This is a genomic window from uncultured Gimesia sp. (genome assembly GCF_963976445.1).
GTDB lineage: Bacteria > Planctomycetota > Planctomycetia > Planctomycetales > Planctomycetaceae > Gimesia.
On the sequence record NZ_CAXBKP010000013.1, the window covers coordinates 77,585 to 91,380 of the forward strand.

The 13,796-nt window shown below is 50.0% G+C and carries 9 protein-coding genes; 7 read left to right on the forward strand and 2 right to left on the reverse strand.

Annotated features, from left to right (window positions below):
- Positions 1-8: 8 nt before the first annotated feature.
- From AAC022_RS15540 to AAC022_RS15555, 4 genes are all read left to right on the forward strand, one after another.
- Positions 9-1,373 carry a glycosyltransferase family 39 protein gene (locus tag AAC022_RS15540; RefSeq protein WP_339732370.1) on the forward strand — a complete coding sequence of 455 codons (1,365 nt, stop codon included), beginning with the start codon at positions 9-11 and terminating at the stop codon, positions 1,371-1,373.
- 245 nt (positions 1,374-1,618) lie between these two features.
- Positions 1,619-4,672: a hypothetical protein gene (locus AAC022_RS15545; RefSeq protein ID WP_339732371.1), complete on the forward strand. Its 3,054-nt coding sequence runs from the start codon at positions 1,619-1,621 to the stop codon at positions 4,670-4,672.
- 17 nt (positions 4,673-4,689) lie between these two features.
- Positions 4,690-5,124: a diacylglycerol kinase gene (locus AAC022_RS15550; RefSeq protein ID WP_339732373.1), complete on the forward strand. Its 435-nt coding sequence runs from the start codon at positions 4,690-4,692 to the stop codon at positions 5,122-5,124.
- Between the two features lie 108 nt (positions 5,125-5,232).
- Entirely contained in the window at positions 5,233-6,504 is a 1,272-nt protein-coding gene (locus AAC022_RS15555) for an alpha/beta fold hydrolase (RefSeq protein WP_339732375.1), read from the forward strand.
- An 11-nt stretch (positions 6,505-6,515) separates the two neighbouring features.
- Here the strand turns inward: AAC022_RS15555 and AAC022_RS15560 are convergent, their stop codons facing one another.
- The gene (locus AAC022_RS15560; RefSeq protein ID WP_339732377.1) at positions 6,516-8,444 is read right to left on the reverse strand and encodes a DEAD/DEAH box helicase; all 1,929 of its coding nucleotides are present in this window, start codon (positions 8,442-8,444) and stop codon (positions 6,516-6,518) included.
- A 62-nt stretch (positions 8,445-8,506) separates the two neighbouring features.
- Positions 8,507-9,034, reverse strand: coding sequence for a hypothetical protein (locus AAC022_RS15565; protein WP_339732379.1), 528 nt, complete (start codon positions 9,032-9,034; stop codon positions 8,507-8,509).
- Between the two features lie 330 nt (positions 9,035-9,364).
- Between AAC022_RS15565 and AAC022_RS15570 the strand changes: the two genes are divergently transcribed.
- From AAC022_RS15570 to AAC022_RS15580, 3 genes are all read left to right on the forward strand, one after another.
- Positions 9,365-10,693: an AMP-binding protein gene (locus AAC022_RS15570; RefSeq protein WP_339732381.1), complete on the forward strand. Its 1,329-nt coding sequence runs from the start codon at positions 9,365-9,367 to the stop codon at positions 10,691-10,693.
- 133 nt (positions 10,694-10,826) lie between these two features.
- Entirely contained in the window at positions 10,827-12,305 is a 1,479-nt protein-coding gene (locus AAC022_RS15575) for a sulfatase-like hydrolase/transferase (RefSeq protein WP_339732383.1), read from the forward strand.
- A 118-nt stretch (positions 12,306-12,423) separates the two neighbouring features.
- Positions 12,424-13,683: a PQQ-binding-like beta-propeller repeat protein gene (locus AAC022_RS15580; RefSeq protein ID WP_339732386.1), complete on the forward strand. Its 1,260-nt coding sequence runs from the start codon at positions 12,424-12,426 to the stop codon at positions 13,681-13,683.
- Positions 13,684-13,796: the final 113 nt, after the last annotated feature.

The window sequence follows — 13,796 nt, forward strand, 5'->3', positions numbered from 1 at the left end:
CTGTTTCTGTGACGCAACCACGACGCTATACCATCACATTACTGCTGATTTTATTTCTAGCCGGCGGGCTGCGCCTGGGGCTCGTTTCTTTCCAATCGGATCAATTACAGCAGGATCGAGATGCTTATATTGCGATTGCCGAGAATCTGGCGGCGGGAAACGGGTTTTCTTCCAGCAATCGCGCACAGGAGACTGAAATTCGTCCGACGGCGTTTCGGCCTCCCCTGTATCCTTGCCTGTTATCGGTGATATATTATCTCAAAGCCGGTTCGATTGGTGTCGGCGTTGTACAAATTATTCTGGGATTGCTCACTGTCTGGTTTACCTGGAAAACGGGAAGACAGCTTCAATTGGGAGGAGCCGCACTGATGGCTGCTGCAATTGTCGCCACGGACCCGATTCTGCTGCAATACACGACCTATGCCATGACGGAAGTACTTGCCGCCTGTCTTACGAGCCTATTACTCTATCTGCTGGTCACTAGTATGTCCGCAGCACCGGCGTCATCCGAAACGGGGGCGCGCGTTCCACTATTTTTCTGGACCGGCCTTGTCTGGGGACTGGCGATTCTATGCCGCCCGACTTATCTGGCGTTCTTCGGAATCTGGCTGGTTTTTCGATGTGCCAACGCATTGTTACTTCGTTTTCGCAGCCTCAAAACTGATTTATTCGAACGAGGCGAAGTGAAGCAACTTGCTGTCCTGGCAGCCGGTATTATGCTAGCCGTTTCTCCCTGGGTCATTCGGAATCTGCTGGTGTTTCACTCTCCGATTCTGTCAACCACGCATGGCGGCTACACCTTGCTGCTGGGTAACAATCCGGTCTTTTATAAAGAAGTTGTCCAGCAACCGTGGGGAGCGGTCTGGTCTGGGGAAAGCCTGCATGCCTGGCAAAAAAGTCTGGAACAGGATATTGCGCAGTCAGATCCGCCGATCAAAACAGAGCAGGAGCGAGATCGCTGGATGTATCAGCGGGCAAAACACTATATCGCGGCGCAGCCTGATCTGTTTGTACAGTCTTGCCTGCTGCGATTGAAACGTTTCTGGAATATTTCTCCGCTGACAAGTTCTACGATTACTTCACATTCCATATTCAGCTGGGGCATCGCCGGTTATTACACAATGATTCTCATCGGCTGTCTGGGGGGACTATTTCTGGTAACCTGGAAGAGAGAGAAAGGATGGGGGCCGCTTATCTGGTTGCTTTTCAGTTTTACGCTGGTACATCTTTTCTACTGGACCAACATGCGAATGCGGGCTCCGCTCGTGCCGGCGATTGCACTTTTGAGCGTTTATGGATGGTCTCACGCTGCTCGATTTTTCAAATTCGGAGCGGCTACAAACGAAGCGGATCTCAATCGTCCTAAGGGATGATGGGGCAGTAGGTTACAACCCTTCATTGAGCCGCGTCTGCCGGTCAACTGTTATTGACACTCTTTCGGAAAGCGGCCTATAATCCGCGCCCATTTACCCTGGTCCAGCAGACGACATTCGAGCCTGCTGACCTCGACCCGTTACCCTGCATTTTTTTTGTCGTTTCGGCAAGCGTGGGGTATTCAAACCAGACCATCCCCTTCATCAGAAGATTGACCTACTCGGTTATCACTTCAGGAGTGCCCGTGTCGGGCGAGATTAATTCCGTTTCCCGGTATGTTTCGCACATCCTCTGGCAAGCGTTTGTTTTATTAACAATGCTTGGCGGAGCGGCCACGATTGCGCCTGCACAAACCAGTTTTTTCGGTGCCCCCAAAGCCTCTTATGAAGAAGCTGAGTTTGAACCTTCTGAAGCAGAACCAATTGAAATCTCAGCCGAGTATTCACAACAGTGGGAAGAAAATTTTGTCAAAGTTTCGATCCTGAAAGGCAACTGCCGTATTCAGCAAGGCGATGCGGTTTTGCGTTCGCGACAGATGGTGATCTGGCATCGCAAAATCAGAAATACCGATCGTGTTTCTGTTTACCTCGAAGGAGAAGTTCGTGTTGATCTTCCCGGCGAGTCAAAAAACGAAAACAGTTTGCTGGTCAACCTGGTCACGCAAAATGGGGTCAAAGCCAAGATCCGACGTCCTTCAGCGAATATCGGCTCCGATGATGATCCATTGTTGAAACGAGCCACCCAGCAGCGCGGCATTCCCCATGATCACCAGCTAAAACGCGCCCAGTTTATTGTTGAAGAAACACCTATGGAAGGGCCGGAGTTTGCTCCTGTTCCGGAACAGGAACTGAATGTAGGCTTTCGCAGAATCCGATTATTTCCGCGGAGTGCGGTCCCGTATAACGTCCAGAGTTTTCCTTCGACGCATACCGTTCCCCCCGAACAGATCTGGGTGATCACAGGCGGCGTGAATTTATTGATCGACGGCGTGGATGGTTTGGGAATGGTCGATATGTCTGCCGACCGGATTATTATCTGGACGGACGGGCGAGATACACAGAACTTCAACTCTGAGATCCGTCAGTCAAAGGAAACTCCTTTTGAAATCTATCTTGAAGGCAATATCGAAATTCGCCAGGGGACTTACCACCTGAAAGCGAACCGTGCCTTTTACGATGCCCGGGAAGAACGGGCCGTCATGTTGGACGCAGAACTCAAAACTCATATCTCTGAAGTGGGAGAAAATATTCGGGTTCGTGCCAGTCAGATTCGCCAGCTATCAAAAGGCGCTTATCTCGCACAAGATGCCTGGGCCACAGGCAGCCAGTTTGGAAAACCCGGTTATCGGATTCAATCATCCGACATCTTTATTGAGGATCGCTATTCCACGCCCTGGCTCGGTTCCGGCTCCATGGAACTGGATCCCATGACAGGTCAGCCGGTGCCCAATCGACGTGCCTGGATTTCGAGTTCCAATAATACATTCCAGATTGGGGATGTTCCTCTGCTGTATCTGCCTTACGTGACCAGTCCTGCGGAAGACATTTATTTTCCGCTCACGGGCTTACGATTTGGCAATGACCGCATCTTCGGTTTCCAGGCCGAAACAGAATGGGATATGTTTAAGCTGTTAGGGCTCGAACGCCAACCGGGGACCACCTGGAAAGGGCAAGTGGATTACTACTCTTATCGCGGAGTCGGTCTCGGACAATCAGGAGACTATAAGGGTTCGAATCTGCTTGGTTTCGATAATGTATTCAACGGCGATGCGAAAATGTTTTATATCCACGATTCCGGAACGGATAATCTGGGGTTGGATCGTCGTGCATTAATTCCATCGACAAAAGACCGTTACTTGATCAATATGCATCATCGACAAGAGTCACCGTTTGGAATGACGCTGACCGGTGAAGGTGGCTTGATCTCGGACCGCAACTTTCAGGAAGAATATTTTGAATCGGAATTCGACACGGCAAAAGATGTCGAAACGTTGCTGCATCTCAAACAGCAGCAGGAGAACTGGTCCTGGTCGGTGATTGGAAGGACCAAGTTGAATAATTTCGACGACACAACCGACTGGCTTCCCAAAGCAGACCTCTTCCTGCTGGGGGAACCGTTGTTCGGAAATCTGCTAAGCTGGACTTCACATTCGTCAGTCGGTTATGGAAAATTAAAACCTGCAGCGGCTCCTTATAACCCGACGCAGGATGTCTTCACACCACTGCCATTTATCGCCGACTCGCAAGGTCTGGTGGCGATGACGCGGAATCAACTGGAAGCTCCCTTCAATCTGGGGCCGATTAAAATGGTTCCCTATGTCATGGGTGAAGCCGCGTACTGGGAACAAGGGCTGCAACAGCAGACAATCGATCGGCTCTACGGTTCGGCGGGTTTGCGCAGCAGCATCATGTTTGAACGCATTTTTCCTGATGTGTACAGTCCATTTTTTAATCTGAATGGGCTGGCGCATAAAATGGTGTTGGAAACCGATTACTCATTCAGTGATTCCAGTGAGAACCTGAGTAACATCGCGCAATACAATGAATTTGACGACAATGCGCAGGAACGCTTCCGGGAACGACTGGTAACTAACACATTTGGCGGAGTCTTACCGCCTCAGTTTGATCCTCGTTTTTATGCCGTTCGAACTGGTGCGGGTCGTGGTGTGACAGACCCTTATTATGAACTGGTCGATGATCAACAAGTATTACGAATGGCCTGGCGTCATCGCCTGCAAACAAAGACCGGCCCCCCTGATCAACAACGTATCAAAGACTGGATGACCTTAGACCTCGAAGCCTCATACTTCCCGAATGCAGATCGTGATAATTTTGGGGAAGACCTTGGTCTACTCGGCGGACATTATCAATGGTTTCTAGGCGACCGCACAACCGTCGCGGCAAACGCCTATTACGATTTGTTCGACGGCGGACAAAAACTTTGGGACGTCTCACTAACCAGCCAGCGAACCAATCGTTTGACAGTCAATGTTGCAATGCAGCAGATTAAAGGGGGCGGCGGTCTCGACAGCCAGATTTTGTCAGCCAGTCTAGGCTATGTGATGAGCCAAAAATGGAGTGCCGGTATCAGCACCGCTTACGACTTGGGAGAAAATATCAACCGCGGACAGACGCTTTCGCTTACCAGGACAGGTGCCGACTTCCTCATGAGTCTGGGAATGACATACGACCAAAGTACCGGAAATGCCGGTATCGGCTTAACCATCATGCCACGGTTTGGAAACTTTGGTACGGGCCCAGCTGATTTCTCTTCCTTATTTAGTAGTGCAGCACAATAATAATAGGAATCTCGACGGTGATTAAATCACAGAAAACTCAGATCAAAAAACACCGTGCCGACTCGGGACGGTGTGAAGTTACAACGAAGCTGCGGCCTGAATGGAGACAACGTCTCGTTGATGCGGAACGAGGCATCACATTTGGAATTCGCCTGGACAGCACTTTCTTCATCCATTTTTTCACTGGAAGTGCCGTCATTGCAACCGCAATGCTGTTGGGGCTCTCGGTGACACACTGGGCCATTATTATTTTGTCAATCACAACTGTTCTTTGCGCCCAGATGTTCAATCAGGTTTTGAAATCGATCTGGAATCTGCTCGGGAAACAGTTACCGGAAGAATCCCAAAATATGTTTAAGGCGGGAACCGCTGCGGTCTGTGTCAGCATTATTGGTTCGGTCATTACCATTGGGATCATTTTCAGCTCTGCGCTCTACCGCCTGTTGTTTTAAACAGGTCTCGCTTGAGCCGAATTGGGCCCCGCTATTGCGAACCCTGTTTCGATATCAGATAATCATCGTTCATTCCAATTTTTCCTTGCAATGCCGGTGGTGACTTTCATGAATCTGTCTCGATACTCCAGAACGCTTCTGTTTTTCTTCGTATTCTCTCTGCTTGCCTCCGGCTTCCTGCAGGCTGCCGATTTGATTACACCAGATCCCCGTCTGCCTGAAACGACTCCCTGGGATTTAAAAGCACTCAGCCAGGCACCTGCATTCGAATGGGTCGATGAAAAATCGCCGGTCAGATCACTGGTGTACCAGGGATTAGAGTATCGTGGCAAACCCACGAAGGTCTTTGCTTATTATGCTTCTCCTCAAACACTGGGACTGAAAGGGGATCAACCGGCGCGGTATCCCGGGATTGTATTGATTCACGGCGGTGGAGGCACGGCGTTTCGTGAATGGGCCGAATTATGGGCGAAGAAAGGCTACGCTGCGATCGCGATGGACTTAGCTGGCAGCCGCCCTGCGGAAGAGAAGAATCCCCATAAAAAAGAAAACAGAACGCGCTTGCCAGAGGGGGGCCCTAATCAATCACACGTCGAAAAGTTTAACGCAGTCAAAGATGATCAATCGGAACACTGGTGCTACCATGCTCCTGCCAATGCAATATTAGCCCACTCATTAATTCGCTCTTTTCCTGAAGTAAACAAAGATAAAACGGCTGTCACAGGCATTTCGTGGGGTGGCTATCTGACGTGCATTGTCGCCGGGCTTGACAATCGTTTCAAAGCGGCCGTCCCCGTTTATGGCTGTGGTTTTCTGGACAATCATTCTGTCTTCGAAAACTCAATTTACCGATTGCCTCCCGAAGATGCCAAACGCTGGATGCAACTCTATGATCCAGGTCACTATCTGCGTGCCGTTCAGATGCCAATTTTCTTTGTTAATGGGACGAATGATTTCGCGTACTGGTTAAGTGCTTATCAGCGCAGCTATGAAGCGGTTGGGGAAACGACGCCGCGAAATATTCGCATCGAAGTTAAGATGGGGCACAGTCATCCTGCGGGCTGGAAGCCAGAGGAAATCGCACGTTTTATTAATGAAAAGCTGAAGGATGAGGCGCCGCTGCCTGTCATCAAGAAGCCAGAAATTAACGGAACGCAGGTGAATGCTGAATTGGCTCAACCGGTCAAAATCAAAACAGCCGTTCTGCAGTATACGACAGACGAAGGCCCTAATCCTGAAAGAAAATGGCACGCAATTCCATTGCACGTGGAAGGAACAACGATCTCCGGTGCTGCCCCACCTGAAGGAACCAAAATCTGGTTTATCAATGTCACTGACGAAACTGGCGCTATGACGTCCAGCCCATTGACGTCAAAATAATTATACGAATCTCAGGCAGCTGGTTTTTTCAGAATTTGGGGAGCGATCTTTGTGGTGACGTCCCCTTTTTTCTGCTTCAGGTCGAATAAGCCGAAGATTTCCGCAGCGGTCAGACTCCGTGATTCGCATGTGGTATCGCCATCACCCAGAATCGCTCGAAACAGTTCCCGCTTCTGTTCCAACACCATGTCGATGCGTTCTTCGATCGTGTTTTTGCAGATGAATTTTGTGACAATCACCTGCGTTTTCTGCCCGATCCGGTGAGCGCGGTTAATCGCCTGATCTTCAATCGCGGGATTCCACCAGCGATCAAACAGGAACACATAACCGGCAAACTGCAGGTTTAAACCAACGGCGCCGGTTCCGTAACTCATCAACAATAGATGCGAGTCTGGATCGTGTTTAAACTGATCAAGAATCGGCTCGCGTTTTTTCGTGGGAATGCCACCATGGTAGACCAGGGTTCCAAATCGCTTCAGTCGTTCCGCCATCAAATCCAGTGGTTTCGTCCATTGACTGAATAAGATTGCCTTGCCTCCACTGGCGGCAATTTCTTCCATGTCTGCTTCCAGACGATCCAGCTTCGAACTGTCGCCCGTTAACGGATCAAAGTTCGTAATCTGCTTCAACCGTAATACCAGCTCAAAGACGTGCTGGACGGTAATGGATTCTCCCATTTCATTCAGCTGAATCACACCATCCTTCTCGGCCGTCTCATACGCATGTTTTTGCGCCGGATTCAGTTCCAGATAGGCAGGACGATCGAGACGTGGCGGCAGATCAGTCATCACCAGATCTTTGGTACGCCGGAGAATGAATTCCTTAGAGAGAACCTGTAACTGTCGTAAGTCAGGTGTGCCTCGGGGCGGGATGATTTCCATCCATTCAAATAAAGACGCCATCTCTTCGTGCCGGTTTTCAATTGGCGTTCCGGTGAGTGCCCAGCTTCGTTTGCGGGGAATCGAACGTGCAGCCTCTGCGGTACGGGAATCACGATTTTTGATTCGCTGTGCTTCATCGAGAACCACGAGATCAAAGCGGGGAATGTTTTCTTCTCCCATGGTTTCGAAATCACGCGCCATTGATTCGTAGTTAGCAATGAGGATGGGGGTGTTCGGCATTTCCCAAATCATTTTGCGCCGATTCGTATCGCCTTGCACAACTGTGATTGGCAATTCTTCCGCCCAGAATTTAAACTCGCGCTGCCAGTTGGGAATCAGCGGCTTAGGGCAGACCAATAAGATGCGACGGACCTGACCGCTGCGCAATAACAGCCGGACTCCGGTGATGGTCTGCATCGTTTTGCCAAGCCCCATCTCATCGGCGAGTAACGCCGCCTTCTGCGAAAACAGCCAGGCAATCCCCTCATACTGATAAGGGAACGGTTCGAAAGGCATCAGCAGTTCCTGACCCGCGAGCCAGGATTGCAGAGGCGGCTGCAGTAAATAAAATAGACGGTCCTCGAGTGACAAGGCATTGGCCGGCGGCTTTAAACGCGTGGCTTTTTTGCGTTCTGCATTCTCTGGGTCCGCCACTTTCGGCCCTTTGATCGGAGTCGATTCGGTATCGCGGTCATTTTCCTCATTGAGAGGCATGAACTCCAGACCATCGGGAAAAGTCATACCAAACGTCTTTACCCGCGGCCGCGTCGGCTTCCATTTCGGTTGTAGTCCAGCTCGATCCAGTAACTCGATTGATGACGTTTCCAGATTGAACTTGCGTGTGAGCGCTCCATTCATACCGGATGCAAAAACAGACGCCGAGACCGTCAACGGAATAGCAGCGCTGTCGATTTGCTGCTGGAGAAACTCTCGATCGGCTTGAGAGATCGGGATCGTATCAGGAACCACTGGCTGCGGGAGAAAGTGGGGGCCACCCGCATGTCTGATTACGTTTCGTGTTTCTATTTCGCTGTCTGATTTGATTCCTGAATCTTCCACGTTTCCGCCTGATTCTGAACGAAGTGTCTTTGAATTAATTCTTCACGTCCGCTTGGAAAACGTCAACGGGAAGATCCCATTTTGACCGCTTCGTTTAAGGCTTCACGCACACGCTCAAACGGTTCCCCAAGATCGGCGTCAGTCGGGATATTTTTGCTGGTATTTTCAATGGCAGCTTTCCCCGTTTGATGGCCTGCATCGAATCGCAGTCTGTTCTGACCTATTTGTTCACAGATAAAGTCAGCGTTTTCATCAAAAACTTGTTCGACATCTGACAAAAACGCAACGGGAATCGAAATATGATTCTGCAGCTCCAGTGCCTGTTCCTGCTCAACTAGAATCAAATTCGGTTTGACATTCATCTTTTCGACCAGCGTCCGGCCGATCACTTCACCCACTAAAAAAGGAACCAGCGTGGGACCGTATAACACCTCTTGTGTCCGGTTTGGTTTGACTGGAGTCGTACATTGAAATTCGAGTGGCCTGCCAAAGTGATTGGTCACCAGTAAGCCCCCGATCAATGCGCCATCTGGGCATTCGATCGTGGTCAGGAATCCCAGCTTCAACTCTTTACTACCGTCCGCAACCATAAATATCTCGTCTCCGGATGTCAGTTCTTATGTTGTCGTCAATGATCAGGCGATCCTGATTCTCACCTGAACCGTATCTCTTTCGTCAATCAGGACAACCTGCTGTATCGATATCATCGTCCTTGCCATTTCATGACTTGAGTGCTTGTTGGATTGGTCATGTTAGATAGTTTCACTTCAATAACCCTTTAAATATCAACTGGTTCCAGATTGAGCTCGAACCCAGTTCCCAGCGATATTTTCTGTACTAGAATCCCCGTTAGGTTGGAAATTCATTCAAGTTGCGGCAGAATAAGGGATATCTTGAACTAACCTCACTGACGCCCCTGAATGAATCAATTAAGCAATTTCATGAATGAGTCACAAAACCGGCCGGAAAACCAGAATCGAGAAGTAATCGAAGCACGCCAACTGCAGCGCCTGCAAGAACTTGTGAAAGCGGTCTCTGCAGCGAATCCCTTCTGGCAGAACAAGTGGCAGGCAGCGGGGGTGACGGCTAAGTCGATTCAAAGCCTGTCCGACCTGCAAAAATTGCCGGTCACAACGAAATCCGAATTAGTGGAAGATCATTTGTCTCATCTGCCCTATGGGACGAACCTGACCTACCCGGTAGAACAGTACACCCGCATGCATCAGACTTCGGGAACCACCGGTTCGCCGATGCGATGGCTGGATACCAAAGCAAGCTGGGACTGGTTTGGCGAATGCTGGGCACAAATTTATCGGATGGTGGGCCTCTATCCGGAAGACCGGGTTTTCTTTCCATTTTCCTTCGGTCCCTTTATCGGATTCTGGGCCGCCTTCGAAGGTGCCACACGGTTGGGCAATTTCTGTCTGGCAGGAGGTGGCATGGGAAGTGAAGCGCGGCTGCGAATGATTTTGGATAATAAAATTACCGCTGTCTGCTGCACGCCTACCTATGCGTTGCGTCTGGCCGAAGTCGCTGAAGCAGAGAACATCAATCTTGCCGGCAGTCGTGTGCGGGCTTTGATTGTTGCCGGCGAACCGGGGGGTAATATCGAAGCCACCAAACTGCGGATTGGTCAGGCCTGGGGAGCACGTGTCTTCGATCATTGGGGCATGACCGAAATTGGCGCCTTGGGAATAGAGCCGCTGGAAAATCCGGGAGGCCTGAATATTCTGGAAACCGAATGCATCGCCGAGATCGTGCATCCGGAAACGTTACAACCCGTTGAACGCGGGGAACAGGGAGAGCTGATCATCACCAATCTGGGACGCATTGGTTCGCCGCTGATTCGTTACCGCACTGGAGATCTGGTTTGTGAAGATACCGCCGCCTGTCCTTCCGGCCGCTCATTACTCCGATTGAAGGGAGGCATTCTGGGCCGCGCCGATGACATGGTAATTATTCGCGGCAATAACGTCTTCCCTTCCAGTCTGGAAGCCATTCTTCGCACGTTCGATCATTTGGCAGAATATCGCATCGAGGTTCGTACGATTCGTTCGATGCAGCATATGAAAATCGAACTGGAACCGATTGAGTCGATCACGACGGACGCACAGCAGCAGCAATTCATCAAAGAGGTCAGTAATGCAATTAAGGACCGTTTGAACTTTCAGGCGGAAGTTTCTGCGGTGCCTCCCGGCTCATTGCCGCGTTTTGAGCTCAAAGGTCGTCGCTTCTTCAAAATTGACTGATTTCCGATTTGGATCGAGAATTTGGCAGGAACTGACTCGTAATTCATGTTAGAATTCAAAATTGACTTATTTTCCTGTAGCATTATTCACAAGTACATCCAGCCGTCGCTCAAACGTTCCCGGGATAGACACCATGACAATATCGAGACGTACCCTGTTCTTCGCTTTACTGGTATTCGTGGGACTCTGTCTTCCATTCAATCGACTGGAAGCAGAGACGCAAAGCAAGTCTCGCCCTAATATTCTGTTTCTGTTTAGCGATGACCAGCGGGCCGATGCAGTGGCCGCTTATGATAATCCGCATATCAAAACGCCGAATCTGGATCAACTGGTGAAAACCGGTTTCAGTTTCCGGAACGCATTTTGTATGGGATCGATTCATGGCGCCGTCTGCCAGCCGAGCCGCGCTATGCTGAACAGTGGTCGCACTCTCTATCATGTGCCTATGGACCTCAAGGGAGTTCTCACACTGCCCCAATTATTGAAGCAGGCAGGTTACACCACATTTGGAACGGGGAAATGGCACAATCACCGTGACTCATTCCAGAAAAGTTTCACAACAGGCACCGCCGCCCTCATCGGAGGGATGTCAAATCACTTAAAGGTTCCCGTCGTTGATTTGAAGAATGGAAAGTTTGAGAACAAACGGAAGGGCGCGAAGTTTTCGAGCGAACTGTTTGTTGACGCGACCGTTGATTTTCTGAAGCAGCAGCCCGAGGACAAACCGTTCTACGCCTACGTTGCTTTCACCGCGCCGCACGATCCACGCATGCCTCCTGCTTCGGCAATGAAACCTTATGAAAACGCACATCCACCACTGCCCAATAACTTCATGCCGCAACATCCGTTTCACAACGGCTGGATGACGGGCCGGGATGAAGCATTAACGGGCTGGCCGCGACAGCCGGAAATCATTCGCGAACAACTTGCCGAATACTACGCGATGATTACCGATATGGACTCACACATCGGGCGGATTTTAGAGACACTGAAAGCGAAAGGATTTGACAAGAATACGATCGTGGTGTTCTCTTCTGATCACGGACTGGCGATGGGCAGTCATGGATTACTGGGAAAACAAAATCTGTATGAGCACAGTATGAAGGCCCCGCTGATTTTTAAAGGCCCCGGTATTCCGCAAAATAAATCGAGCGATGCGCTCGTTTACCTCTATGATATCTTTCCGACAATCTGTGACTTGACCCACATCACCGTTCCGCCAGGAGTGGAAGGTTCGGATCTGGCACCAATCTGGCGAGGGAAAACGGATCGCGTTCGTGATTCGCTGTTTACGACCTATGAAGACTTAATGCGAGCGATTCGCGATGATCGCTGGAAGCTGATTCGCTATCCGCAAATCAATAAGACGCAACTCTTTGATCTCAAGCAAGATCCCCATGAACTAAAAGACCTGTCTCAGAATCCGGGGCAGAAAGAACGGGTGCAGAAAATGCTGGCACAGCTGAAGGACTGGCAGAAAAAAACGGACGATAAGCAAGCCCTCACATCTGATCATCCCAAGCCACAAAACATCGATTTAACGGGCCGAAAGCGAAAACCAGATCAGCACCAACCTCGCTGGATCGTAGAAAAATACTTCGATTCTGAATGAAATCCGTTTTCCAGCTATGCTATAATCGGCGTTCTCACCAAAAACGTCATCCAACCAGATAAAAGAATTGATCACTGAAATCAGTTCATTAAAGACTCACAAATCCTGAGGTAACCAAATGAAAGCTTTATTGGCAACAGTCACGCTGTCTCTGTTGATCGCATCAGCCACGTTCGCCGGCAACTGGCCTGGCTGGCGCGGCCCGACTTCGAATGGCGTCGCACAGGGAACCGGCTACCCCGTTTCCTGGGACAAATCCAAAAACATTCTCTGGGAAGTCGACTTTCCCGGCGTCAGTGGTTCGACTCCTGTGATCTGGGGCGATGACCTGTTTCTGACAACAACCTCCGAAGGCAAGAACCAGGTTCTCTGTCTGAATAAAAGTACCGGCAAGAAAAAATGGGAGACAGAATTCGGCACCGAACGCGCTGGTAAACACAAAAAAGGAAGCGGCAGCAGCCCTTCGCCTGCAACGGACGACCAATACGTTTTTACCTATTTCAAGAGTGGAGATTTGGCCTGCCTCAATAAGGAAGGAAAAATCCTCTGGAAGAAAAACCTGCAGAAAGAGTATGGCGAAGACACTCTCTGGTGGGACCTGGGAACGTCTCCCGTTTTGACGAACGACCTGATCGTTATTGCCTGCATGCAGAGCGACAACTCTTATCTCGTCGCTTTTGATAAAGCAACCGGGAAAGAAGCCTGGAAGCAGGATCGCAATTTGGATGCACCGGAAGAAGCCAACCAGAGCTATTCGACTCCCGTTGTCGTCAATCAGGACGGGAAAGAACTGATTTATGTACTCGGTGCAGATCACGTGACTGCTCATGATGCCCGATCGGGTAAAGAACTCTGGCGGGTTGGCGGCTTGAATCCAACACAGCATAAGTACTTCCGTTCGATCTCTTCGCCTGTAGTCAGCGATGGATATCTGGTTGCTCCCTACGCTCGTGGCGGTTCTGTGACTGGAATTAAGTTGGGCGGCAGCGGCGACGTTACCAAGTCCCATGTTGCCTGGACCAATGAAGCCAAAGGGGAGTTCTCAGACGTTCCGACACCCGCTGCCATCAATGGCCGCTTCTATATCTGTGCCGACAAAGGTGAGGTCTTCTGTTTTGATGTCAAAACCGGCAAAAAAATCTGGGGCGATCGTTTGCCTCGCAGCCGTTACAAATTCAGTGCTTCTCCCATTCTGGCGGACGGTCACATTTATGTGACGCGTGAAGATGGCACGACCTTTGTTCTGGATCAAGGCGATCAATTCAAAGTCGTTTCGGAAAACCCGCTGGAAGGATTCGCTTTAGCGACTCCTGTTTTCTCTGATGGAAAAGTCTATCTGAAGATGACAGACAAGCTCTACTGCATCGGCAAGAAATAATTTGCCGCACATGATTATTCTCAGAGGGACAGGCGACAAACCTGTCCCTCTTTTTTCGAGTCGTTCTCAGACTAAACGAAACTAAGAAAGTCGCTCAGTATCAGACCGTGACT

Excerpts from the sequence above, each read along its gene's own strand:
- AAC022_RS15580 (WP_339732386.1), top strand. The coding sequence starts at position 12,424 with ATGAAAGCTTTATTGGCAACAGTCACGCTGTCTCTGTTGATCGCATCA.
- AAC022_RS15570 (WP_339732381.1), top strand. The coding sequence starts at position 9,365 with ATGAATCAATTAAGCAATTTCATGAATGAGTCACAAAACCGGCCGGAA.
- AAC022_RS15555 (WP_339732375.1), top strand. The coding sequence starts at position 5,233 with ATGAATCTGTCTCGATACTCCAGAACGCTTCTGTTTTTCTTCGTATTC.
- AAC022_RS15575 (WP_339732383.1), top strand. The coding sequence starts at position 10,827 with ATGACAATATCGAGACGTACCCTGTTCTTCGCTTTACTGGTATTCGTG.
- AAC022_RS15565 (WP_339732379.1), bottom strand. The coding sequence starts at position 9,034 with ATGGTTGCGGACGGTAGTAAAGAGTTGAAGCTGGGATTCCTGACCACG.